The sequence below is a fragment of the Citrobacter sp. RHBSTW-00887 genome (genome assembly GCF_013728095.1).
GTDB lineage: Bacteria > Pseudomonadota > Gammaproteobacteria > Enterobacterales > Enterobacteriaceae > Citrobacter > Citrobacter braakii.
Genome location: NZ_CP056267.1, coordinates 4,239,970 through 4,264,749 on the forward strand (window position 1 = coordinate 4,239,970; position 24,780 = coordinate 4,264,749).

Here is a 24,780-nt window from a genome sequence, read left to right on the forward strand (position 1 = left end):
TGTGTGAGCACTACAAAGAACGTTTCTTTAAGGTAAGGAGGTGATCCAACCGCAGGTTCCCCTACGGTTACCTTGTTACGACTTCACCCCAGTCATGAATCACAAAGTGGTAAGCGCCCTCCCGAAGGTTAAGCTACCTACTTCTTTTGCAACCCACTCCCATGGTGTGACGGGCGGTGTGTACAAGGCCCGGGAACGTATTCACCGTGGCATTCTGATCCACGATTACTAGCGATTCCGACTTCATGGAGTCGAGTTGCAGACTCCAATCCGGACTACGACATACTTTATGAGGTCCGCTTGCTCTCGCGAGGTCGCTTCTCTTTGTATATGCCATTGTAGCACGTGTGTAGCCCTACTCGTAAGGGCCATGATGACTTGACGTCATCCCCACCTTCCTCCAGTTTATCACTGGCAGTCTCCTTTGAGTTCCCGACCGAATCGCTGGCAACAAAGGATAAGGGTTGCGCTCGTTGCGGGACTTAACCCAACATTTCACAACACGAGCTGACGACAGCCATGCAGCACCTGTCTCACGGTTCCCGAAGGCACCAAGGCATCTCTGCCAAGTTCCGTGGATGTCAAGAGTAGGTAAGGTTCTTCGCGTTGCATCGAATTAAACCACATGCTCCACCGCTTGTGCGGGCCCCCGTCAATTCATTTGAGTTTTAACCTTGCGGCCGTACTCCCCAGGCGGTCGACTTAACGCGTTAGCTCCGGAAGCCACGCCTCAAGGGCACAACCTCCAAGTCGACATCGTTTACGGCGTGGACTACCAGGGTATCTAATCCTGTTTGCTCCCCACGCTTTCGCACCTGAGCGTCAGTCTTTGTCCAGGGGGCCGCCTTCGCCACCGGTATTCCTCCAGATCTCTACGCATTTCACCGCTACACCTGGAATTCTACCCCCCTCTACAAGACTCTAGCCTGCCAGTTTCGGATGCAGTTCCCAGGTTGAGCCCGGGGATTTCACATCCGACTTGACAGACCGCCTGCGTGCGCTTTACGCCCAGTAATTCCGATTAACGCTTGCACCCTCCGTATTACCGCGGCTGCTGGCACGGAGTTAGCCGGTGCTTCTTCTGCGAGTAACGTCAATTGCTGCGGTTATTAACCACAACACCTTCCTCCTCGCTGAAAGTACTTTACAACCCGAAGGCCTTCTTCATACACGCGGCATGGCTGCATCAGGCTTGCGCCCATTGTGCAATATTCCCCACTGCTGCCTCCCGTAGGAGTCTGGACCGTGTCTCAGTTCCAGTGTGGCTGGTCATCCTCTCAGACCAGCTAGGGATCGTCGCCTAGGTGAGCCGTTACCCCACCTACTAGCTAATCCCATCTGGGCACATCCGATGGCAAGAGGCCCGAAGGTCCCCCTCTTTGGTCTTGCGACGTTATGCGGTATTAGCTACCGTTTCCAGTAGTTATCCCCCTCCATCGGGCAGTTTCCCAGACATTACTCACCCGTCCGCCACTCGTCACCCAAGGAGCAAGCTCCTCTGTGCTACCGTTCGACTTGCATGTGTTAGGCCTGCCGCCAGCGTTCAATCTGAGCCATGATCAAACTCTTCAATTTAAGTTTGATGCTCGTGAATTAAACTTCGTAATGAATTACGTGTTCACTCAGAGACTTGGTATTCATTTTTCGTCTTGCGACGTTAAGAATCCGTATCTTCGAGTGCCCACACAGATTGTCTGATAAATTGTTAAAGAGCAGTTGCGACGCGCTTTAGCGCTCTGTCGCGAGGTGGCGTATATTACGCTTTCCTCTTTCAGAGTCAACCCTCATTTTCAGGTTTTTCTCTTCAACCGAACCGGCTGTTTGTGTGAAGTGATTCACATCCGCCGTGTCGATGGAGGCGCATTATAGGGAGTCGACTCAGGAAGACAAGCGGTAAAATGCATTTTTGTTTCAACCGCTCATCTTTTATCCATTACGCTTACTTTTGCTGCTTTTTTATCGCCATTGGCAGGTCTGCCAGACTATTTATGACCAAATCTGCCGCATTTTCTGCTTCCGGCGTAACAGGTTTGCCCGTGCGCACCAGAACCTTCGTTCCAACATTCGCCGCTGCCGCTGCCTGCATATCTTCTATCTTGTCGCCTACCATATAGGAAGCGGCCATATCGATATGCAGGAAGTCTCGGGCGGAGATCAACATTCCAGGATGCGGTTTACGACAGTCGCAGACCTGACGATACTCTTCTACTGTGCCCTGCGGATGATGCGGGCAATAGTAGATACCATCCAAATCAACGTCGCGATCGGCCAGCGACCAGTCCATCCATTCGGTCAACGTTTCAAACTGTGCCTCAGTAAATTTGCCACGAGCGATACCAGACTGGTTTGTCACGATAATGAGCGCGTAACCCATATTTTTAAGTTCACGCATGGCATCAATAACGCCGTCGATAAACTCGAACTCGTCAATCTCATGTACGTAACCGTGGTCCACATTAATGGTGCCGTCGCGGTCGAGAAAAATTGCGGGTACAGATTTTGCCACCTTTTATAGCTCCTGAATAAGGCATGTGGCTCTAGTATCGCATGTTTCGGCGGGCAAGAAAGTGCTCATCGTGCAAAGCTAGATTGATTTAGACGTCTGGATGCCTTAACATCCATCTTGTTGACGGCTTCGACCGTCCCAGACAGACGAAAATGCCACGGCTAACTTAATTACGATAATAAATAACCAATGATTAAACTTTCGAATATCACCAAAGTGTTCCAGCAGGGGACTCGCACCATTCAGGCGCTAAATAAAGTCAGCCTGCACGTTCCTGCCGGGCAGATTTATGGCGTCATTGGCGCCTCCGGTGCCGGTAAAAGTACGCTCATTCGCTGCGTTAACTTACTTGAACGCCCAACCGAAGGCAGTGTTCAGGTTGGCGGTCAGGAGCTGACGACGCTTTCTGAATCCGAGCTGACTAAAGCTCGCCGTCAAATCGGCATGATTTTCCAACACTTTAACCTGCTCTCTTCCCGTACCGTGTTTGGCAACGTCGCGCTGCCGCTGGAACTGGATAACACGCCAAAGGAAGAGATCAAACGCCGTGTAACAGAACTGCTGGATTTAGTCGGCCTTGGCGACAAGCACGACAGCTACCCGGCCAACCTTTCCGGCGGACAAAAACAGCGAGTGGCGATTGCGCGTGCGCTGGCCAGCAATCCAAAAGTGTTGCTGTGTGATGAAGCCACCAGCGCACTTGATCCGGCAACAACCCGCTCGATTCTGGAATTATTGAAAGACATTAACCGTCGTTTGGGACTCACCATTCTGCTGATTACCCATGAGATGGACGTTGTAAAACGCATTTGTGACTGTGTGGCGGTCATCAGTAATGGTGAGCTGATTGAGCAGGACACCGTCAGCGAAGTGTTCTCCCACCCGAAAACGCCGCTGGCACAGAAATTTATCCAGTCCACGCTACACCTGGATATCCCGGAAGATTATCTGGAACGTTTAAAAGCAAAGCCAGAAGCCGACAGCGTGCCAATGCTGCGCATGGAATTCACCGGTCATTCGGTTGATGCGCCATTACTTTCTGAGACGGCCCGTCGCTTTAACGTGAATAACAACATTATTAGCGCGCAGATGGATTACGCCGGCGGCGTGAAGTTCGGCATCATGCTGACTGAAATGCACGGCACACAGGAAGATACACAAGCAGCCATTAACTGGTTGCAGGAACACCATGTAAAAGTAGAGGTACTGGGTTATGTCTGAGCCGATGATGTGGCTGCTGGTTCGCGGCGTATGGGAAACGCTGGCAATGACCTTTGTGTCCGGTTTTTTTGGTTTTGTGATTGGCCTGCCGGTTGGCGTGTTGCTGTACGTAACGCGGCCGGGGCAAATCATTGAGAACGCGAAGCTCTACCGCACGCTCTCTGCACTGGTGAATATTTTCCGTTCCATCCCGTTCATTATCTTGCTGGTGTGGATGATTCCGTTCACCCGCATGATCGTTGGCACCTCTATTGGGCTGCAGGCCGCTATCGTCCCGCTGACCGTCGGCGCCGCGCCGTTTATCGCCCGTATGGTGGAAAACGCGCTGCTCGAAATCCCGACCGGGCTGATTGAAGCCTCCCGTGCAATGGGCGCCACGCCGCTGCAAATTGTACGTAAGGTATTACTTCCAGAAGCACTGCCTGGACTGGTCAATGCGGCCACCATCACCCTTATCACGCTGGTGGGGTATTCCGCGATGGGCGGTGCCGTCGGTGCCGGTGGCCTTGGCCAGATTGGTTATCAGTACGGTTATATTGGCTACAACGCTACCGTCATGAATACAGTGCTGGTATTGCTCGTCATTCTGGTTTATTTAATTCAGTTATCCGGTGATCGCATCGTCCGGGCTGTCACGCACAAATAACGTTGCACACAACACTAAAAACTCATTAAGAAAAGGAAATAAGCATGGCGTTCAAATTCAAAACCTTTGCGGCAGTTGGAGCCCTGATCGGTTCTCTGGCACTTGTGGGTTGCGGTCAGGATGAAAAAGATCCTAACCACATCAAAGTGGGCGTTATTGTTGGCGCAGAGCAGCAGGTCGCAGAAGTCGCGCAGAAAGTGGCTAAAGAAAAATACGGTCTGGATGTTGAGCTGGTCACATTTAACGATTACGTCCTGCCTAATGAAGCACTGAGCAAAGGCGATATTGATGCTAACGCCTTCCAGCACAAACCGTATCTGGATCAACAGATCAAAGATCGCGGCTACAAACTGGTTGCCGCAGGTAATACTTTTGTTTACCCGATTGCGGGCTACTCTAAAAAAATCAAGTCACTGGATGAGTTGCAGGAAGGCTCTCAGGTCGCGATTCCAAACGATCCGACTAACCTTGGCCGCTCCCTGCTGCTGCTGCAAAAAGTGGGCTTAATCAAACTGAAAGACGGTGTTGGTCTGCTGCCGACCGCGCTGGACGTGATTGAAAACCCGAAAAACCTGAAGCTGGTTGAACTGGAAGCGCCGCAGCTGCCGCGTTCCCTGGACGATGCACAAATCGCACTGGCGGTCATCAACACGACCTACGCCAGCCAGATCGGCCTGACCCCGGCTAAAGACGGTATCTTTGTTGAAGATAAAGATTCTCCGTACGTAAACCTGATCGTGACTCGTGAAGACAATAAAGATGCTGAGAATGTGAAGAAATTCGTTCAGGCATACCAGTCTGACGAAGTGTACGAAGCAGCAAACAAAGTCTTCAACGGCGGTGCTGTTAAGGGCTGGTAATTTTAGGCTGTTTCCAGAATCTGTAATATCATCAGGACGGGCGCTTGCCCGTCTTGTCATTTATGCAAGCACCTGATTCAATATCTGACGTTTAGATCATTCATTGAGGAAATATTATGCGTGCTTTACCGATCTGTTTAGTAGCACTCATGCTGAGCGGCTGTTCTATGTTAAGCAGATCCCCTGTTGAACCCGTTCAAAGCACCGCTACCCCGCCTAAAGCGGAGCCGGAAAAACCCAAAGCACCGCGCGCGGCGCCGGTAAGAATCATTACTAACGCTGAAGATTTAGTTGGCAAACCGTTCCGCGATCTCGGCGAAGTCAGCGGCGAATCCTGCCAGGCATCCAACCAGGATTCACCGCCGAGCATTCCAACCGCACGCAAACGCATGCAGATTAACGCATCTAAAATGAAAGCAAATGCGGTATTGCTGCACAGTTGTGAAGTAACCAGCGGAACGCCGGGTTGCTATCGCCAGGCGGTTTGCATCGGTTCTGCACTGAACATTTCGGCGAAATGAGCCATTTTCAGTTCGAGCAAATAGGCGTTATCCGCTCACCTTATAAAGAAAAGTTCGCCGTTCCACGCCAGCCAGGTCTGGTGAAAAGTGCCAGCGGTGAACTGCATTTGCTCGCACCTTATAACCAGGCCGATGCCGTTCGCGGCCTGGAAGCCTTCAGCCATTTGTGGGTGATTTTTGTTTTTCACCAGACAATGGAAGGTGGATGGCGTCCAACCGTGCGCCCTCCCCGTCTTGGCGGCAACGCCAGAATGGGCGTCTTTGCCACGCGTTCAACGTTTCGTCCGAACCCTGTTGGCATGTCGTTGGTTGAGCTGCGGGGCATACGTTGCCATAAAGAGCACGTAATCCTTGAGCTCGGCGGGCTGGATCTTGTTGATGGCACGCCGGTAGTGGATATAAAACCGTATCTGCCGTTTGCCGAATCGCTGCCTGATGCTCGCGCCAGCTATGCTCAGGACGCGCCGCAGGCCAGTGTAGACGTGACGTTCAGTGAAGAGCTCGCTGAGCAACTACCAAAGCTCGAACAGCGTTACCCGCATCTTCGTCAGTTTATTGCCGAAGTGCTGGCGCAGGATCCGCGTCCTGCCTACCGTAAAAACGAGGAAGAAGGCAAAACCTATGCCGTCTGGTTGCTGGACTTTAACGTCCGCTGGCGCGTGACGCCGTCAGGATTTGAGGTCTTTGCTCTGGAAGCCCGCTAATTTGCATCGCGTACTCTTTTGACATCCCCTTCTCGCTGGTAAACTAAACCACTTTTGTTTTGTGCCAGGCTCATTTTGAGCCTGTTCGATCGTTCAACTGGAACCGTAACAACATGCGTACTAGCCAATATCTGCTCTCCACTCTGAAGGAGACACCTGCCGACGCCGAGGTCATCAGCCACCAGCTGATGCTGCGCGCCGGGATGATCCGCAAGCTGGCCTCCGGGTTATATACCTGGCTGCCGACCGGCGTGCGCGTCCTGAAAAAAGTCGAAAACATCGTGCGTGAAGAGATGAACAACGCCGGTGCGATCGAGGTGTTGATGCCGGTCGTTCAGCCTTCTGAACTGTGGGAAGAGAGCGGCCGTTGGGAACAATACGGCCCGGAACTGCTGCGTATTGCTGACCGTGGCGATCGTTCGTTCGTACTCGGCCCAACGCATGAAGAAGTGATCACCGACCTGATCCGTAATGAGCTGAGCTCTTACAAACAGCTGCCGCTGAACTTCTATCAGATCCAGACCAAATTCCGTGACGAAGTACGTCCGCGCTTCGGCGTGATGCGTTCCCGTGAATTCCTGATGAAAGATGCCTACTCTTTCCACACTTCTCAGGAATCTCTGCAGGAAACCTACGACGCGATGTACGCTGCGTACAGCAAAATCTTCAGCCGTATGGGGCTGGATTTCCGTGCGGTACAAGCGGATACCGGTTCTATCGGCGGCAGCGCCTCTCACGAATTCCAGGTGCTGGCGCAGAGCGGTGAAGACGATGTGATCTTCTCTGACTCTTCCGACTATGCGGCAAACATCGAGTTTGCCGAAGCTGTTGCACCGAAAGAACCGCGCGCCGCTGCAACGCAGGAAATGACGCTGGTTGATACGCCGAACGCTAAAACCATCGCCGAGCTGGTTGAACAATTCAACCTGCCTATCGAGAAAACCGTGAAAACACTGCTGGTGAAAGCGGTTGAAGGCAGCAGCTACCCGCTGGTTGCGCTGCTGGTTCGTGGCGATCACGAGCTGAACGAAGTCAAGGCGGAAAAACTGCCGCAGGTTGCCAGCCCGCTGACCTTCGCCACCGAAGAAGAAATTCGTGCGCTGGTTAAAGCAGGTCCAGGATCTCTGGGTCCGGTGAACATGCCGATTCCGGTGGTTATCGACCGTACCGTTGCGGTAATGAGCGATTTTGCTGCCGGTGCCAACATCGACGGTAAACACTATTTCGGTATCAACTGGGATCGCGATGTGGCCACCCCGGAAGTGGCTGACATTCGTAACGTGGTCGCCGGCGATCCAAGCCCGGATGGCAAAGGTACGCTGATGATCAAACGCGGTATCGAAGTGGGCCACATCTTCCAGTTGGGTACCAAGTACTCTGAAGCGATGAAAGCCGCCGTTCAGGGAGAAGATGGTCGTAACCAGACGCTGACCATGGGCTGCTACGGTATCGGGGTCACTCGCGTTGTGGCTGCTGCGATTGAACAGAACTACGACGATCGCGGCATTGTATGGCCAGACGCCATTGCCCCGTTCCAGGTTGCTATTCTGCCGATGAACATGCACAAATCCTACCGTGTGCAGGAGCTGGCTGAAAAGCTGTACGCGGAGCTGCGCGCGCAGGGTATTGAAGTGCTGATGGACGATCGTAAAGAGCGTCCAGGCGTGATGTTTGCTGATATGGAGCTCATCGGTATTCCGCATACCATCGTGCTGGGCGATCGTAACCTCGACAACGACGATATCGAATACAAATACCGTCGTAACGGCGAGAAAGAGCTGATTAAAACCGGCGACATCGTCGACTACCTGGTCAAAGCTATTAAAGGCTAATACCAGCATAAGGCCCTGAGGATCAGGGCCTTTTTTACATGGATTGTATAAAATGGCTAAATCAACGGCGTATTACCGCCTGCTCCTCCCCTTCGGTCTTCTGCTTTCAGCCTGCACGATTGACGTCAGTCAGCAAAATTCATCAGCAACGGCTGTTGATGCCCAGGCAAAGAAATGGGAGGTAAAACTCCAGCATCAAAGCTCATTTACCGATCAAGCGCTGCATGAAATTACGGATACCGACCTCAGGCCGGGCGACCTGCTGTTTTCCTCTAGTCTTGGGGTGACCTCATTTGGTATTCGCGCGTTCAGCACCTCTTCTGTCAGCCATGTCGCCGTTTACCTTGGCGATAATGAAGTTGCCGAAGCGACCGGGGCGGGAGTACAAATCATTTCGCTCAAAAAGGCTGAAAATCACAGCGATAAGCTTTTTGCTCTGCGGGTCCCCAACCTCACACCGCAGCAGGCCGAAGAAATCAAAACATTCGCTTATAAAATCAAAGATAGCGGCTATAACTACCGCGGCATCGTCGAATTTATTCCGTTTATGGTGACCCGGCAAATATGTTCATTGAATCCTTTCTCAGAGGATTTTCGCCAGCAATGCGTCAGCGGGCTGGCAAAAGCACAGTTGAACAATACCAGTGAAGGAGAAAAGAAGGCGTGGTTTTGCTCCGAATTCGTAACCGATGCGTTTGCCACAGCCGGGCACCCGCTAACAATGGCGCAGCCGGGTTGGATTAGCCCTTCCGACCTGATGCATATGCGCGAAGGTGACATTTCCGCGTTTAAGTCTGAAACGCAGCTACAGTATATCGGCCACCTGAAGTTAGGGATTTATATCAAAACCAGCCGTTTTGTTGGATTGATCCGATAAGGAAAAACTGTCCGGGCGATCGCCGGACAGTTTTTATAAGCTGCAGATTAATCATCGCAACTCTGGCCAGGGATAAACTTAATTTCTTTATCCGCTCTTAAGGTTTTCACTGGTGTGCCCGTATCAGGATTTTCTTCCATCGTGAAGTGCCCTTCCACAGTAAGCAGAACTGCCTTATCCGTTGCACCACGCGCAGTCAGATAATCTCGCTCCAGTTGTGCATTGTTCGCGACAGAGACTCTTTTACCCGTCGCACAATCAGTGAAGGTTGCCGCGTCAGCCATATAGAAGTACATCCCCCGCATCGGCATTGGCGTCACCGGTAAGCTGGCGGAAACTGGCTCAAGCGTGTAGTTGAACTGTGACTCAATCGGGTTACCTTCACGATCGAGCATCTCCAGCGCTTCACCTTTTGCCCGGTAGTACGACTTTTCACCTTTGCTGTCAGTCAGCACCAGCTTATCGGCAGTGCGCGCCCATGTACCATAAGAGGCAAAGGAGGACGGTTCATCCCGCACGCCCTGATAGCGTTCGTTCATCACCCATGTGCCGTCTTTTTCCAGGAACAGAGAGGTTTCAATTCCTTCGCAGTCCGCGCAAGGCAAAATGCCACGCCAGCTTTGCTGCATCGGTTTTAATTCTGCCGCCCGCGTCGGCTGTAGTACATCGACTTCAGTACGGTTGTTACAGCCGATCAAGGAAAAAAGCGTGCATGCAGCGACCACGGACAATATTGCTGTTTTCACTATGAATTCCTTATAATTTTTTATTCCCGCTCGTCAGTCTTGCGTTCGACGAACTCTCCCACGCAGTGCTTTCACTGTGGATTTTTGCGCCTTCGATGACAACCTGCGCTCTTTCGAGGCGCGCGTTGGACGTGTTGCCTGTCGGCTTTTTTGCACCGCGGTTAATTCTTTTATCACCGCCACCAGTCGGGAGATTGCCGCTTCCCGATTTAGCTCCTGGCTACGGTATTCCTGCGCCTTAATGATAATAACGCCATCGCTGCTAATCAGATGATGGCTGGCGGCCAGCAGACGTTCCTTGTAATACTCTGGCAGGCCTGAGGCCCGAATGTCAAAGCGCAAATGGATAGCCGTGGAGGTCTTGTTAACGTGCTGACCGCCCGCGCCCTGTGCCCGAATCGCCGTGATTTCCAGCTCACTGTCAGGGATAGAGACGTTTCGGGAGATAACAATCATGAACGCGGCTGCCACGCGGTCAGATGAATTTCCAGATTGTTCTGAGAATCAGACAGCCAGATAGCGCCATCCTGGATAGTTGCCTGCAGCGCCATTGTACGACCAGCAAAATCACTCAGTTGCGCCAACTGTTCATCATCCAGATACCACACGGTGAGATTTTTAAACTGCGCACACTTGTTCTGGTTTTGCTGCCACCAGATCTGGGCCGCACGGCTGTTGTAAGTAAACAGAGCAACCTCACCAGACTGGGTACAGGCTTTTTTAATACGACGCTCATCCGGCAGACCCAGTTCAATCCAGAGATCGATGCCCAGATGGTCGTTACGCAGCCATGCTTCAGGCTCGTCTTCAGCACTCAGGCCACGCGTGAACTGCAGCCGTTCATCGGCATATTTAATCCAGGCCAGCAGGCGCAGCATCATGCGCTCCTGGGTTTCAGAGGGATGACGCGCCAGCGTCAAGGCCGCGTCAAGGAACTGGTTGCGGTCGAGATCCGCTACGTTGACGACGGCTTTATAAATTGTCGCTTTAAGCGCCATGAGAGAACTCCTTTCGAATCAGGCGCTCATTGTAGCGAAAACCGCGGCAAAAGGCTGCTAACAGCTCCTCAATCAAGGCGCTGATATTGCTTGAATGAGTATGGTATAGTCACCTTGCTAAACAGAGTTTATCTTCGTAGGCTTAGACTTGCATCCACGGTTAAGTCAGAGTGCTGACAGGAGGGCATGTGGAAAAATATTGTGAGTTAATACGCAAGCGGTACGCGGAAATCGCCAGCGGAGACTTAGGGTATATCCCGGATGCGCTGGGTTGCGTATTGAAGGTGCTTAATGAAGTGGCGGCAGACAGCGCCCTTCCAGAGTCGGTCAGGGAAAAAGCGGCCTATGCTGCCGCCAACTTACTGGTGAGCGATTATGTCAATGAATGAAACGTATCAACCCATCAATTGTGATGATTACGACAATCTTGAACTCGCCTGCCAGAACCATTTGTTACTGACGCTGGCGCTAAAAGATGGCGAAGTTTTGCAGGCGAAAGCGAATGACCTGGTTTCACGCAAAAACGTGGAGTATCTGGTCGCAGATGTCGCAGGTGAAATCCGGGAGCTTCGTCTCGATAAAATTGCCAGCTTCAGCCACCCGCAAATCGGTACCGTGGTCGTCAGCGAATCTTAACTTTTCTTGCACCTTATCAGGCCTAAATGACCAGGCCTGATAATCGCACCGCCATCAGGCATGCCAAATCAGACTCATACCTTCTTCATCTACCGCCGCACCCTCACGCGTCACAAAAACACCCGCAGCCGCAATCAACGTTTCACCGTAAAACAACAACGGCGTGGTATCTCGTCGCCAGGGCGGGATCCCCTGCTCCTGCCAGATTTTCTTTAATTTACGTCCACCGTTACGCCCGACAATATGCAATACGCCTGGCGCTTTAAAACGAATACTGACGGCTTCACCTGCTTGCGGCATGCGCAATTCGCCAGCAGAGATTAGCTGCACCGAGCCTAACCCAGCTGGCAGCGTCAACGGCGTTTCCCGGCATGACCACGGGATGACTGTTTCGCTTTGCCCGTCGACCGATTTAACCCACCATAGCTGTGACTGATAGCGACGGACCTCATATTCTCCTAGACGAAAACAGGGGGAAGCATCTTCTCGCGCCAACGCCACTTCCTGCCAGATACGTTCCAGCCCGTCCCGGGAAGGCATCGGTGCATTTACCCCCGCCAACCAGCGACGAAGCAGAGCGGCACGCCGCACGCCACTCATCATCATTAACGGTGCCAGTAACAGTGTGCCTTGGGCAGTCACGCAGTCGGCTAAATCATTGGCCAGCAGTTCATCCAGTAAACTCTCCTGCTCGGCGCACAGCGCGGCGCTACGGGCTACGGCTTGCGCGAAGTGCGGCCATCGTTGTTGGAGCAACGGGGTAACGCGCAATCTGAGAAAATTGCGATCGTAGGCATCATCCTGATTACTTTCATCTTCGATCCAGCATAATTCATGCTGTCGCGCCCATGCTTCAAGCGCCTCTCGCGTTTGCGCCAGCAGCGGTCGAATCAGTTTGGTTCCGGCAAATGGTGAGCTTTCGCCCATGGCGGAAAGCCCGGCAGGACCACTGCCGCGCTTAAGCGCCAGTAGAAAGGTTTCACACTGGTCGTCGAGATGCTGGGCGGTCATCAGCACTTCACCCGGTAGTAAGGTCTGCGCAAATGCCTGATAGCGCGCGCGTCGCGCCTGAGCTTCGATGCCCAAACCATCATCCTCAAGATGGACCCGTTCAACCACCAGCGGCACCTGCCACTGTGCGCATACCGACTCACAGTGTTGCACCCAACTGTCTGCCTGCGGGCTTAATCCGTGATGAATATGGATTGCGCGCAAGGCAACCTCAGGATTTTGCGCTCGCCACAGTACCAGTTGATGCAGCAGCACGGTGGAGTCCAGCCCGCCGCTAAAGGCGACCAGAATCGATTGAGAATTTAGCAGTGAAGTGTTCAGCGTGAGTGTCGTCATGATGGTTACTTACAATGGCATTGCCCGGCACATTGCCGGACTAATGCCACAATGATAAGACTTACAGCTCGTACAGTTCGAGCGGTAATCCGTCCGGATCGTTAAAAAACGTAAAGCGTTTGCCGGTAAACGGATCGATACGCACGGATTCGCACTTCACGTGGTGAGCTTCCAGATGCGCGATCGCTTTTTCCACGTCATCTACGCTGAACGCCAGATGGCGTAAACCGCAGGCTTCCGGTCGACTCGGACGGCAAGGCGGAAATGGAAAAGAAAAAAGCTCAATCACATACTGACCGTTCAATGCCAGATCCCCCTTCCACGAGTCACGTTCTTCCCGGTAGGCTTCGCTGATTAGCGTAAAGCCCAGCACATCACAGTAAAATGCCTTACTCGCCGCGTAGTCCGTCGCAATAATGGCAATATGGTGAACCTGTTTTAATCCCAGCATAGCGTCATCACCTCTTTCGTTTTTCTGCCAGCACGTTACTCGTGCGTAATGGGTTCACGCAAGTCGTCATGCCATTTTTAGGACTCGCACGCGATACACGCCATCTTCACCCAGTTTAGCGCCATGGATATCGGTTTCAAATCCAGGATAGTGATGGCCCACTGAACACAACATCAGCAGAAAATCGAGTACAGCCCGACTTTTGGCCGTGATCATTTCCCCGGGCATCAAGAGCGGCACACCGGGAGGATAAGGCAGAATCATATTGGCAGAAATGCGCCCCACCAGTTGATCGAGCGCCACCGTTTCGACCTCACCTTTGATCTGCCGCTGCCAGGCCTGGTGCGGGGTCATTTTCATTTCCGGTAAGGTATCAAATGCCCGCAGCATCAGCCCGGAGAGATCGTGCTGGCGGATCAGCTTATGGATCCCCTGCGCCAGATCCTGAATACGCATATTACGATAGAAATCGGGATCCTCGGCATACAGATCCGGCAGCATATTTTTCACGCGTAAATTCAGATCGTACGAGCGTTTAAATTCCGTCAGGCCGCGCAGTAGCCCCATCGCCCGGGTTTTATCAATGCCAATACTGAAAAGGAACAACAGATTATACGGTCCCGTTTTCTCGACAACGACGCCGCGCTCATCAAGGAATTTCGCCACCAGCGCCGCAGGGATCCCCTCTTCACTCATATTTCCCTGTTCATCCATTCCCGGCGTAAGAATGGTGACCTTCACCGGGTCGAGGAACATATGGTCGGCGTCAGCATCAACAAATCCGTGCCAGTCTTCACCAGGCGCTACCGGCCAGCACTCCGCTTCATCTACCCTTTCCGGCTGCCAGATATCAAAGAACCAGCCATCCGACTCTTCGCGTAGCCGCTGCACTTCTTTACGGAAATGCAGCGCCCGCTCCACCGAACGATTGATCAACCGCTTGCCTGAATTGCCACGCAGCATTGCCGCCGCCGTTTCTATCGACGCGACAATCGGGTAGCTCGGGGAAGTGGAAGTGTGCATCATAAAGGCTTCGTTGAACGTCTCTTCGTCGTAGTCGCCCTTAATGTGGATCAGAGAAGCCTGTGATAGTGCCGCCAGCATCTTGTGGGTTGACTGGGTTTCAAAAATCACTTTCCCCGGCACCCGTTCGCCGCTCATCCCGCTTTTCCCCTGATAGATCGGGTGAAAATGGGTATACGGCACCCAGGCAGAATCAAAATGAATGGAGGGCACATCCAGGGTTTGCTTGATCCAGTTAGTGTTATACAACAGGCCGTCATAGGTGGAGTTGGTGATCACCGCGTGTACCGGCCATAGCGCCTGAGGGGTCTCTTCTACCTTGCGTTCAATGCTTGCGCGGGTGAATTCCCGACGAGGTATACCGCCGAGGATCCCCAGCGCATTGCGCGTAGGCTTCAGCCAGATTGGCACCACATCGCTCATCATGAGCAAATGCGCCAGCGACTTATGGCAGTTGCGATCAATCAGTAGCGTACTGCCTGAAGGCGCGGCATACATGCCGACAATCTTGTTCGACGTCGAGGTGCCGTTGGTCACCATATAGCTCTGCTCGGCGCCAAAGGTGCGCGCGATATACTCCTCCGCTTCCAGATGCGGGCCAGTATGATCCAGCAGCGATCCGAGTTCAGTCACGGAAATAGACACGTCGGCCTTCAGCGTATTGCCGCCAAAGAAATCATAGAACAGGCAGCCTACCGGGCTTTTCTGATACGCCGTTCCCGCCATATGTCCGGGCGTGCAGAAGGTGTACTTTCCTTCCTTCACATAGGTAAACAACGCCTTGGTGAAAGGAGGCGTGATGTTATCGAGGTATTCGCTGGTGTACTGACGGATGCGGGTTGCAATATCTTCAGACTGGCCCAGCGCATACTCAAAAAACCACAGCGCCATGCGCAGGTCGTGTGCGCTGACATCCATCGTCGAATGAGTATTAATAAAGGCGTAGAGCGGGAGATACTCGTTGAGCTGGTTGATGTCACTGCACAGATCCAGACTGTATTCATCCCAGTCAAAAATGACACCGCAAATTCGTGGGTTATGTTCGATAAACTTAAGCAGGTCGACGCTATTCTGCGGCCAGATAATCTGAAACCCCTGCTGTTGCAGCGCACGCTCAAGTTCCTTGATGGGCTCATCTTTATAAAAGACGCCATGCGGTCCCATGATGGCAATGATATTCATGCGTTCCTCCTGGAAAAACCTTAGTTAATCATAGCCTGGTGAAACCACAGGTAAAAAAAAGGGCCACAGCGTTGTGGCCCTTTTCAGAATTAATGCAGTTTACGCGTAACCGTAGCTCATCAGACGCTGGTAACGACGGTTTTTCAAATCATCTTTGCTTAACACGTCGAGATCGGCGAGATCGGCCAGCAGCTGTGCTTTCAGGGACGCAGCCATCACTTCCGGGTTGCGGTGCGCGCCGCCCAGCGGTTCCGGGATGATAGAGTCGATAAGCTTCAGCTCTTTCAGACGCGGCGCGATAATCCCCATCGCTTCTGCGGCCAGCGGCGCTTTGTCGGCGCTTTTCCACAGAATGGAGGCACAGCCTTCCGGGGAGATAACGGAATAGGTGCTGTATTGCAGCATATTCACTTTATCGCCTACGCCGATCGCCAGCGCGCCGCCGGAACCACCTTCACCAATAACGGTGCAGATTACCGGTACGCTCAGACGCGACATTTCACGCAGGTTGCGCGCAATCGCTTCAGACTGACCACGTTCTTCCGCGCCCACGCCCGGATAAGCCCCTGGGGTGTCGATGAAGGTAATGATCGGCATATTGAAACGCTCGGCCATTTCCATCAGACGCAGCGCTTTGCGATAGCCTTCCGGTGCCGGCATGCCGAAATTACGACGAATTTTTTCTTTGGTCTCACGGCCTTTCTGATGACCAATGATCATCACCGGACGACCATCCAGACGCGCGATGCCGCCGACAATAGCTTTATCATCCGCATAGGCACGATCGCCCGCCAGCTCATCAAATTCATCAAATGCCAGGCGGACATAATCCAGGGTGTACGGACGCTGTGGATGGCGCGCCAGTTGGGCTACCTGCCATGCGCCAAGATCGGCGAAGATTTTACGCGTCAGCTCTACGCTTTTTTCACGCAGACGATGCACTTCTTCATCGATGTTAATATCCAGTTTCTCATCCTGACGGCTAACCGCAGTCAGAGAATCGATTTTTGCTTCCAGCTCTGCAATCGGCTGTTCAAAATCAAGGAAATTCAGACTCATAGTATTCCTGTATTAGTCAAACTCCAGTTCCACCTGCTCCGAACCAATAAGGCCACGGAGATCGTTTAGCAAACGATCGCTCGGAGAGACACGCCACGTTGCGCCAAAACGCAATCGCGCACGTGCATCCGCCCTCTGATAGTAGAGATGTACTGGAATTGTCCCCGAGCGGTGGGGTTCCAGAGACTGACGGAGTCGGTTTAAAAGCTGGTCATCAATTTGCCTGTCCGTCAGCGAGATAGCAAGCCCGCGAGCATATTTTTCCCGGGCTTCGTCAATATCCATGACTTCACGGGCCATCATTTTAAGCCCGCCGCTGAAGTCATCAAAGCTGACCTGTCCGCTGACGATAAGTATGCGGTCTTTTTCCAGCAATTGCTGGTATTTATCCAGGGCGTCGGTAAACAACATAACTTCCAGACGCCCGGAACGGTCATCCAGGGTACAGATGCCGATACGATTGCCGCGCTTGGTGACCATTACCCGCGCAGCAATGACGAGCCCCGCAGCCATGGTGACTTTACCACGTTCTGTCGGATGCATGTCTTTCAGCCTGTGGCCTCCAACATAGCGCTCAATTTCTTTTAAATACTGGTTGATGGGGTGTCCCGTCAGGTAAAGCCCTAACGTTTCACGTTCCCCTTCTAATACCACCTGCTCCGGCCACGGTGTACAGTTAGCATAAGACTGTTCAATTTGTTCCGGCTCTTCAGCCAGCACGCCAAACATGTCCGCCTGACCCGTTGCCTCGGCTTTCGCATGCTGATCGGCGGCTTTTAGCGCATCGTTGAGCGAATTCATCAGCGCCGCACGATGCGGACCAAGGCGGTCAAACGCCCCGGACATGATTAACTTTTCCAGCACCCGGCGGTTGAGTTTTTTGATGTCCGTGCGCGCACAGAGATCAAACAGCTCGCGGAAGTAACCGCCTTCGTTGCGCGCCTCAATAATAGCTTCAATTGGCCCTTCACCCACGCCTTTTATCGCGCCGATGCCATAGACAATTTCGCCATCATCATTCACGTGAAAATGATAAAGCCCGGAGTTGATATCCGGCGGCAGGATTTTGAGCCCCATACGCCAGCATTCATCCACCAGCCCGACCACTTTCTCGGTGTTATCCATATCGGCGGTCATTACCGCCGCCATAAACTCGGCGGGGTAATGCGCCTTCAGCCATAGCGTCTGGTAAGAGACCAGCGCATAGGCAGCGGAGTGCGATTTGTTAAATCCGTAACCGGCGAATTTCTCCACCAGGTCAAAGATTTTCATCGCCAGTTCGCCGTCGACGCCGCGCTTTTTCGCCCCTTCTTCAAAGGTGCCGCGCTGCTTAGCCATCTCTTCCGGCTTTTTCTTACCCATCGCACGACGCAACATGTCCGCACCGCCAAGGGTATATCCGGACAGCTCCTGAGCAATCTGCATAACCTGTTCCTGATACAGGATAATGCCGTAGGTCGGCTCCAGTACCGGTTTCAGACACTCATGCTGCCATTGTACGTCCGGGTAGGAAATCTCTTCGCGACCATGCTTACGGTCGATAAAGTTATCTACCATCCCCGACTGTAGCGGACCAGGACGGAACAGGGCCACCAGGGCGATCATATCTTCGAAGCAGTCAGGCTGCAGACGTTTGATAAGATCTTTCATGCCGCGGGATTCAAGCTGGAAGACCGCCGTGGTCTCCGAGCGTTGCAGCATGTCGAAGCTTTTCTTGTCATCCAGCGGGATAGCGGCGATATCCAGCGGCGGCTCGCCGTTCTTTTCACGGCGCGCGTTAATCATTTCCAGCGCCCAGTTGATGATGGTGAGCGTACGCAGGCCGAGGAAGTCGAACTTCACAAGGCCGGCATATTCCACGTCGTTCTTATCAAACTGAGTAACCGGGTGCAGCCCCTGTTCATCGCAGTACAGCGGCGCAAAATCTGTAATTTTGGTCGGCGCGATAACTACACCACCGGCGTGTTTACCGGCGTTACGCGTGACGCCTTCCAGCTTACGCGCCATATCGATCAGCGCTTTAACCTCTTCATCTGCCTCATAAATTTCCGGCAGTTGGGGTTCGGCTTCAAAGGCTTTTGCCAGCGTCATGCCCGGATCGGGCGGCACCAGTTTCGAAATACGGTCAACGAAGCCGTACGGGTGTCCCAGCACGCGCCCCACGTCGCGGATAACCGCTTTGGCCGCCATCGTACCGAAGGTAATAATCTGCGAAACCGCATCACGACCGTACATTTCCGCCACGTGTTCAATTACCCGGTCGCGTTTCTCCATACAGAAGTCAACGTCGAAGTCGGGCATTGAGACACGTTCCGGGTTCAGGAATCGTTCGAACAGCAGGTCAAATTCCAGCGGATCCAGGTCGGTAATTTTCAGCGCATAGGCGACAAGCGAGCCGGCACCGGAACCACGTCCAGGGCCTACCGGTACGCCGTTATCTTTCGACCACTGGATAAATTCCATCACGATCAGGAAGTAGCCAGGAAATCCCATCTGGTTGATAACTTTAAGTTCAACTTCCAGACGTTCGTCATAAGGCGGGCGCTTCTGGGCGCGAACTTCAGGGTCCGGGAACAAAAACGCCAGACGCTCTTCCAGACCTTCGCGCGATTTCGCCACGAGGAAATCCTCGGTGGTCATATCACCGGTCGGGAACTGTGGCAGGAAATACTCACCCAGACGTACCGTCACGTTACAGCGCTTAGCTATCTCAACGGTGTTTTGCAGCGCTTCCGGAATATCGGAAAACAGCTCGCACATCTCATCTTCGCTACGCATGTACTGCTGCGGCGAATAATTACGCGGGCGTTTCGGGTCGTCAAGGGTGAACCCGTCGTGGATTGCCACGCGGATTTCATGCGCGTCAAAATCACCGGTTTCAAGGAAACGAACATCGTTGGTCGCCACCACCGGAAGACCACACCTTTCTGCCAGCTCTACCGCTGCATGCAGATAATTTTCTTCATCTTGTCTGCCGGTACGGATAAGCTCGAGGAAATAGCAATTTGGAAAATGTTCTTCGTAAAACGCTACGCACTCATCAACCAGCGCGTTATTACCGCGCAGCAGGCTGCGCCCGACGTCGCCCATGCGGCCGCCGGAGAGCAAAATCAAACCTTCTTTTAACTCGGCCAGCCAATCCCGGTCGATGACCGGCCCTTCTGCGCCATAACCTCGCTGATAGGCTTTCGATATCAACAACGTCAGGTTCTGATAGCCGGTATTGTTTGCGGCCAGCACGGTGAGCTGCGTGAGTTCATCGCCCAGCAGCTCGCTACGGACATGAAAATCTGCGCCAACTATCGGCTTGATACCCGCACCGTGACCCGCTCCGTAAAACTTCACCAGACCACACAGGTTGGTAAAATCGGTGATCGCCAGCGCAGGCATGCCTAACGCGGCCGCCTTTTTCACCAGCGGCCCGGTTTTCGCCAGCCCATCGATCATGGAGTAGTCGCTGTGCACCCGCAGGTGGACGAAACGAGGTTCAGACATCTTCAGATTCCTTCGACACAAGAATCAGGACGTGAGTCCCAGTGCGCGTTTGACGGGGCCAAAACTACGGCGATGGTGCTCTGTTGCGCCATGCATTGCCAACTTTTCCAGATGAAAAGCGGTTGGATAGCCTTTGTGCTGTGCAAAGCCATACTGCGGGAACACCGTATCCAGGGCCGCCATTTCAGCATCACGAGTGACTTTTGCCAGTATCGACGCCGCGCTAATCTCCGCCACACGGCTATCACCTTTTACCACCGCCAGCGATGGCACCGGTAATGCCGGGCAACGATTGCCGTCGATCAGTACGTATTCCGGCGCTATATGCAGACCCGCAACCGCACGCTGCATGGCCAGCATAGTGGCATGTAAAATATTCAACTCGTCGATTTCATGTGGTTCAGCACGCCCCAGGCTCCAGCTTAACGCTTTTTCTTTAATCTCATCGAATAGCGCCAGGCGACGTTTTTCCGACAGTTTTTTTGAGTCGTTAAGACCGATAATAGGGCGAGCCGGATCCAGAATGACGGCGGCAGTGACGACCGCGCCGACTAAAGGACCACGTCCAACTTCATCTACACCCGCCACTAAATGCGTATGCGGATATACAAATTCAATCATTGCGCTAACTCCAGGACCGCATCCGCCGCCTGCTCATCAGCGTTGCAACGGATCTGCTGATGCAGTTCACGGAATGTGTCGTGCATTGCATGGCTGGTTTTGCCATTCGCCAGCAACGGCAACAGCGCTTGCGACAGCGCCTGCGGTTCGCACTCTTCCTGCAACAGCTCTTTAACCAGTTCTCTTCCCGCCAGCAGGTTAGGTAGCGAAACGTAATCGGTCTTCACCAGACGCTTTGCCAGCCAAAAGGTGAAAGGTTTCATACGATAGCCAACCACCATCGGGCATTTTGCCAGCATACATTCCAGCGCAGCGGTGCCAGAAGCCAGCAGTGCGGCATCGCTGGCAACCATCGCTTCACGTCCCATCCCATTAAGCAGATGTACGGAAAGCTCCGGTGCAACTTCAGCTTTAATGCGCTCAAACTGCTCGCGACGTTTGGCATTCACCAACGGCACTACCACTTCGAGATCTGGATAATGCTGGCGTAACAACTGCGCCGTTTTCAGAAAATCGGCGCTGAGCATCTCCACTTCTGCGCCACGGCTTCCTGGCAATAGCGCCAGGCAGTGAGCGTCATGGGGAATACCCAGAACATCGCGAGCCGCGTTTTTATCCGGGTCCAACGGCATGGCATCTGCCATGGTATGACCGATAAAGCGGCACGGGACGTTAAATTTGTCATAAAACGCTTTTTCGAAAGGCAGAAAGGCCAGCACCATATTGGTGGATCTGCCTATTTTGAAAACGCGTTTCTGTCGCCAGGCCCACACAGAGGGGCTGACGTAATGAATGGTTTTAATGCCCTGCTTTTTCAAATTCCCTTCGAGGGTAATATTGAAATCAGGCGCATCAATACCGACGAAAACATCCGGCTTTAAGTCGGTAAATCGGCGAGTGAGATCGGCGCGTATTTGCAGTAAACGGCGCAGGCGTCCGAGCACTTCAACAATGCCCATTACCGCCAGCTCTTCCATTTCGTACCAGGCTTCACAGCCTTCGGCCTGCATCAGCGGACCCGCCACGCCAACAAAACGCGCATTGGGAACGCGAGCCTTGAGTGCACGAATTAACCCTGCACCAAGAATATCGCCGGAGGTTTCTCCGGCGACGAGGGCAATCGTTAAAGGACGCTGCTCAGTCATTAACGAATCAGACCACGCGTTGAGCGCTCAAAGAAGTCGCTGAAAGCCTGAACTTCAGGGTACTGTTTCGCCAGTTCCGCGATTTCCGGTTTCACTTCTTCCAGCGTTTTACCGCTACGGTACAACGCTTTGTAGGCATTACGAATCGCGGTAATCGCTTCGCGGGTGAATCCACGACGCTTCAGACCTTCGATATTGACGCCAAATGGCGTTGCGTGGTTGCCTTGGGCGATAACGTATGGAGGCACGTCCTGAGCAACGCCAGAACAGCCACCAACCATCACATGCGCGCCGATGATGCAGAACTGATGCACCGCAGTCATACCGCCGATGATAACAAAATCATCCAGCGACACATGCCCGGCAAGCGTGGCGTTATTCGCCAGAATACAGCGGTTGCCTACCGTACAATCATGCGCGACGTGCGCATTAATCATCAGTAAGTTATCGCTGCCCACCTTCGTCACTCCACCGCCCTGCACTGTGCCACGATGAATGGTGACGCTTTCGCGGATGCGGTTGCGATCGCCAATTTCCACGCGGGTCGGTTCGCCAGCATATTTCAGATCCTGGTTAACTTCACCGATGGAGGCAAACTGATAGATCTCGTTATCGCGACCAATTTTTGTATGGCCATTCACGACAACGTGAGACTTCAGTACGGTACCCTCACCAATTTCAACATGGGGTCCAACAATACAAAATGGGCCAATGTGAGCGTTAGCGCCAATGCTGGCGCCTTCTTCCACAATGGCGGTTGGGTGAATAAAGGCGGATTTATCAATCACGTATCAGGCCTCCCGGCTACGGGCACACATCATCGTTGCTTCGCACACAACTTTACCGTCGACCAGCGCAACCCCTTTAAAACGGGTCAGGCCGCGGCGCGTTTTCTCGAAAGTCACTTCCATGATCATCTGATCGCCTGGCACGACAGGACGCTTAAAGCGCGCTTCGTCAATACCCGCAAAATAGTACAGTTCACCTGGTTCCAGTTTCCCTACGCTTTTAAACGCGAGGATACCAGTGGCCTGCGCCATTGCTTCCAGAATCAGTACGCCTGGGAAAATAGGTTTACCCGGGAAGTGGCCCTGGAAGAAAGGCTCGTTAACAGATACATTTTTCACTGCGCGCAGAAAGCGACCTTCTTCAAAATCCAGCACGCGGTCAACCAGCAGAAACGGAAAACGGTGCGGCAGAAGTTCTAAAATCTCTTCAATATGCAGAGTATGAGTGTTAGTAGTCAAAATACTCTTCCTGTCAAAATATACTAAAAGGCAATAATAACACGGCCTGTCGCAATCGTATGAATGGGACAGGCCGAAAAGTCAGACATGCAAAAACGGTGCTTTAGTCTTGTTGATTAACCTTGCGCTCAATCGCTTTGAGACGCTTGCTCATATCATCAATATTCATCACCAGTGCAGCTGTTTTACGCCATACCTTATTGGGTTGTAGCGGAATGCCTGAGGAATAGACGCCAGATTCGGTGATAGGACGCATCACCATACCCATGCCAGTAACCGTGACTTTATCGCATATTTCCATATGCCCATTGATCACGCTGGCGCCGCCAATCATGCAGTAACGGCCAATCTTCAGGCTACCCGCCATAATGACGCCACCGGCTACCGCCGTATTGTCGCCAATCACAACGTTATGCGCAATCTGGCACTGGTTATCAATGATAACACCATTACCGATCACAGTATCGTCCAGCGCACCACGGTCAATGGTGGTACAAGCGCCGATCTCGACGCGATCGCCGATAATCACGCGACCAAGCTGCGGGATCTTCACCCAGTTACCGCGATCGTTCGCGTAACCAAATCCATCAGATCCGACGACAGTGCTGGACTGGATCAGGCAATTCTCACCGATCTGAATGTCGTGGTAAATCGTCACATTCGCCCACAAGCGTGAACCTGCGCCGATTTTAGTATTTTTTCCGACGAAGCAGCCTGCGCCGATAACGACGTTATCGCCCAGTTCTACGCCAGACTCAATGACCGCATTTGCGCCCACAGAAACATTATTACCCAGCTTCGCCGTCGCATCGATCACTGCACTCGGTGCAATGTTTTGTGCGGGCTGCGGCGTGGTATCTAAGATTTGCGCCATACGTGCATAGGTCAGGTAGGGATTCTTCACTACCAGCGCAGCACTCTTAGCAAAAGGAAGATCGTCCTGCGTCATCACAACGGCAGAGGCCTGGCATACGCCTAAGTGTTCACGGTACTTAGGATTCACCATGAACGTGATATTGCCAGTTTGCGCAGATTGCATGGACGCTACGCCGGTGATGACGATATCGCCATCACCGTGTAATTCTGCATCCAACTGCTCTGCTAAATCAGCCAGTCGAATTGAAGGCATTACTTATTTAACCTGTTTCAGTACGTCAGCGGTGATGTCTTTTACATCGCTGCTGTTGTATGCAACGGTGTTTGCGTCAACAACCAGATCGATGCTCTGACTGTTAGCAACAGATTTCACAGCTGTCTGGATACGAGTAACCAGTTTGCCACGTTCTTCGTTGGAACGACGCGCACGATCCTGCTCAAAAGCCTGAGCTTTCTGAGAGAAAGTCTGACGCTGAGCCATGACGTCTTTTTCCAGCTTGGTACGATCGCTACCCGCTTTCATGGATTGCAGACGCTGCATTTTAGATTGCAGATCAGATTCCATACGCTGCAGTTCGCTGGCACGGCCTTTGAACTCGTTTTCCAGCGTAGCAGAAACGCCCGTCTTCTGTGCAACCTGTTGGAACAAGCTACCCATGTTGACGATTGCAATTTTGTCAGCAGCCTGTGCGGACGTTGCCATCGCTAAACCGAGACCTGCAGCTAATAACCACTTTTTCACAATTAACTCCTTACCATCCCATTTGCACCCGAAGGTACAGTTCTT

The 24,780-nt window shown here is 52.7% G+C and carries 24 protein-coding genes and 1 rRNA gene; 9 read left to right on the forward strand and 16 right to left on the reverse strand.

Going from position 1 to position 24,780, the window contains the following annotated elements; translation table 11 throughout:
* Positions 1–33: 33 nt before the first annotated feature.
* Both HV314_RS20350 and gmhB read right to left on the reverse strand, forming a co-directional pair.
* A 16S ribosomal RNA gene (locus HV314_RS20350) occupies positions 34–1,575 on the reverse strand.
* Positions 1,576–1,939: 364 nt separating this feature from the next.
* Positions 1,940–2,506: a D-glycero-beta-D-manno-heptose 1,7-bisphosphate 7-phosphatase gene (gene gmhB, locus HV314_RS20355; protein ID WP_016151783.1), complete on the reverse strand. Its 567-nt coding sequence runs from the start codon at positions 2,504–2,506 to the stop codon at positions 1,940–1,942.
* Positions 2,507–2,695: 189 nt separating this feature from the next.
* On the opposite strand from gmhB, the gene metN reads away from it, so the two are divergent.
* From metN to HV314_RS20390, 7 genes are all read left to right on the forward strand, one after another.
* Positions 2,696–3,727 carry a methionine ABC transporter ATP-binding protein MetN gene (metN, locus tag HV314_RS20360; RefSeq protein ID WP_016151782.1) on the forward strand — a complete coding sequence of 344 codons (1,032 nt, stop codon included), beginning with the start codon at positions 2,696–2,698 and terminating at the stop codon, positions 3,725–3,727.
* A complete protein-coding gene (locus HV314_RS20365; protein ID WP_016151781.1) occupies positions 3,720–4,373 on the forward strand; it encodes a methionine ABC transporter permease MetI in 654 nt (217 codons plus the stop codon). The genes metN and HV314_RS20365 overlap by 8 nt, the downstream gene beginning before the upstream one ends.
* A gap of 44 nt (positions 4,374–4,417) precedes the next feature.
* Positions 4,418–5,233, forward strand: a complete 816-nt coding sequence (gene metQ / locus HV314_RS20370) for a methionine ABC transporter substrate-binding lipoprotein MetQ (RefSeq protein WP_006686809.1) — start codon at positions 4,418–4,420, stop codon at positions 5,231–5,233.
* 116 nt (positions 5,234–5,349) lie between these two features.
* Positions 5,350–5,754: an Rcs stress response system protein RcsF gene (rcsF, locus tag HV314_RS20375; RefSeq protein WP_016151780.1), complete on the forward strand. Its 405-nt coding sequence runs from the start codon at positions 5,350–5,352 to the stop codon at positions 5,752–5,754.
* Complete coding sequence (gene tsaA / locus HV314_RS20380) at positions 5,751–6,458, forward strand: tRNA (N6-threonylcarbamoyladenosine(37)-N6)-methyltransferase TrmO (protein ID WP_047417110.1); 708 nt, start codon at positions 5,751–5,753, stop codon at positions 6,456–6,458. The genes rcsF and tsaA overlap by 4 nt, the downstream gene beginning before the upstream one ends.
* 113 nt (positions 6,459–6,571) lie before the next feature.
* On the forward strand, positions 6,572–8,290 hold the full coding sequence (proS, locus tag HV314_RS20385) for a proline--tRNA ligase (RefSeq protein ID WP_016151778.1): 1,719 nt from the start codon (positions 6,572–6,574) through the stop codon (positions 8,288–8,290).
* A gap of 52 nt (positions 8,291–8,342) precedes the next feature.
* Positions 8,343–9,167: a YaeF family permuted papain-like enzyme gene (locus tag HV314_RS20390; protein ID WP_047358506.1), complete on the forward strand. Its 825-nt coding sequence runs from the start codon at positions 8,343–8,345 to the stop codon at positions 9,165–9,167.
* Between the two features lie 47 nt (positions 9,168–9,214).
* Here HV314_RS20390 and nlpE read toward each other — a convergent pair whose 3' ends face one another.
* The 3 genes from nlpE to HV314_RS20405 are packed head-to-tail and all read right to left on the reverse strand — an operon-like array spanning position 9,215 to position 10,911.
* The gene (gene nlpE / locus HV314_RS20395) at positions 9,215–9,916 is read right to left on the reverse strand and encodes an envelope stress response activation lipoprotein NlpE (protein WP_087121852.1); all 702 of its coding nucleotides are present in this window, start codon (positions 9,914–9,916) and stop codon (positions 9,215–9,217) included.
* A 30-nt stretch (positions 9,917–9,946) separates the two neighbouring features.
* Positions 9,947–10,369: an alternative ribosome rescue aminoacyl-tRNA hydrolase ArfB gene (gene arfB / locus HV314_RS20400; protein WP_016151775.1), complete on the reverse strand. Its 423-nt coding sequence runs from the start codon at positions 10,367–10,369 to the stop codon at positions 9,947–9,949.
* Positions 10,366–10,911 (reverse strand): YaeQ family protein, encoded by a 546-nt coding sequence (locus HV314_RS20405; RefSeq protein ID WP_046275338.1) that lies wholly within the window; start codon positions 10,909–10,911, stop codon positions 10,366–10,368. Before HV314_RS20405 ends, arfB begins: the two co-directional genes overlap by 4 nt.
* Before the next feature lie 188 nt (positions 10,912–11,099).
* On the opposite strand from HV314_RS20405, the gene HV314_RS20410 reads away from it, so the two are divergent.
* Positions 11,100–11,300 carry a YaeP family protein gene (locus HV314_RS20410; RefSeq protein WP_003018499.1) on the forward strand — a complete coding sequence of 67 codons (201 nt, stop codon included), beginning with the start codon at positions 11,100–11,102 and terminating at the stop codon, positions 11,298–11,300.
* Complete coding sequence (gene rof / locus HV314_RS20415; protein ID WP_016151773.1) at positions 11,287–11,547, forward strand: Rho-binding antiterminator; 261 nt, start codon at positions 11,287–11,289, stop codon at positions 11,545–11,547. Before HV314_RS20410 ends, rof begins: the two co-directional genes overlap by 14 nt.
* A gap of 54 nt (positions 11,548–11,601) precedes the next feature.
* Here the strand turns inward: rof and tilS are convergent, their stop codons facing one another.
* The 11 genes from tilS to skp all read right to left on the reverse strand — a co-directional run bounded on the left by tilS (position 11,602) and on the right by skp (position 24,735).
* Entirely contained in the window at positions 11,602–12,894 is a 1,293-nt protein-coding gene (gene tilS, locus HV314_RS20420) for a tRNA lysidine(34) synthetase TilS (RefSeq protein ID WP_181546562.1), read from the reverse strand.
* Positions 12,895–12,955: 61 nt separating this feature from the next.
* Positions 12,956–13,345 carry a VOC family protein gene (locus HV314_RS20425; RefSeq protein WP_016151771.1) on the reverse strand — a complete coding sequence of 130 codons (390 nt, stop codon included), beginning with the start codon at positions 13,343–13,345 and terminating at the stop codon, positions 12,956–12,958.
* A gap of 66 nt (positions 13,346–13,411) precedes the next feature.
* The gene (ldcC, locus tag HV314_RS20430; protein ID WP_016151770.1) at positions 13,412–15,550 is read right to left on the reverse strand and encodes a lysine decarboxylase LdcC; all 2,139 of its coding nucleotides are present in this window, start codon (positions 15,548–15,550) and stop codon (positions 13,412–13,414) included.
* A gap of 99 nt (positions 15,551–15,649) precedes the next feature.
* Entirely contained in the window at positions 15,650–16,609 is a 960-nt protein-coding gene (gene accA / locus HV314_RS20435; RefSeq protein ID WP_003018513.1) for an acetyl-CoA carboxylase carboxyl transferase subunit alpha, read from the reverse strand.
* 12 nt (positions 16,610–16,621) lie between these two features.
* Positions 16,622–20,104, reverse strand: coding sequence for a DNA polymerase III subunit alpha (gene dnaE / locus HV314_RS20440; RefSeq protein WP_181546564.1), 3,483 nt, complete (start codon positions 20,102–20,104; stop codon positions 16,622–16,624).
* A 24-nt stretch (positions 20,105–20,128) separates the two neighbouring features.
* Positions 20,129–20,725 carry a ribonuclease HII gene (gene rnhB, locus HV314_RS20445; RefSeq protein WP_019078405.1) on the reverse strand — a complete coding sequence of 199 codons (597 nt, stop codon included), beginning with the start codon at positions 20,723–20,725 and terminating at the stop codon, positions 20,129–20,131.
* Positions 20,722–21,870, reverse strand: a complete 1,149-nt coding sequence (gene lpxB / locus HV314_RS20450) for a lipid-A-disaccharide synthase (RefSeq protein WP_080859352.1) — start codon at positions 21,868–21,870, stop codon at positions 20,722–20,724. Before lpxB ends, rnhB begins: the two co-directional genes overlap by 4 nt.
* Positions 21,870–22,658 carry an acyl-ACP--UDP-N-acetylglucosamine O-acyltransferase gene (gene lpxA, locus HV314_RS20455; RefSeq protein WP_003018525.1) on the reverse strand — a complete coding sequence of 263 codons (789 nt, stop codon included), beginning with the start codon at positions 22,656–22,658 and terminating at the stop codon, positions 21,870–21,872. Before lpxA ends, lpxB begins: the two co-directional genes overlap by 1 nt.
* Positions 22,659–22,661: 3 nt before the next feature.
* Positions 22,662–23,117: a 3-hydroxyacyl-ACP dehydratase FabZ gene (gene fabZ / locus HV314_RS20460; RefSeq protein ID WP_003018528.1), complete on the reverse strand. Its 456-nt coding sequence runs from the start codon at positions 23,115–23,117 to the stop codon at positions 22,662–22,664.
* Positions 23,118–23,220: 103 nt separating this feature from the next.
* Positions 23,221–24,246 carry a UDP-3-O-(3-hydroxymyristoyl)glucosamine N-acyltransferase gene (gene lpxD, locus HV314_RS20465; protein ID WP_046275342.1) on the reverse strand — a complete coding sequence of 342 codons (1,026 nt, stop codon included), beginning with the start codon at positions 24,244–24,246 and terminating at the stop codon, positions 23,221–23,223.
* 3 nt (positions 24,247–24,249) lie between these two features.
* Entirely contained in the window at positions 24,250–24,735 is a 486-nt protein-coding gene (skp, locus tag HV314_RS20470) for a molecular chaperone Skp (protein WP_016151765.1), read from the reverse strand.
* Positions 24,736–24,780 lie beyond the last annotated feature (45 nt).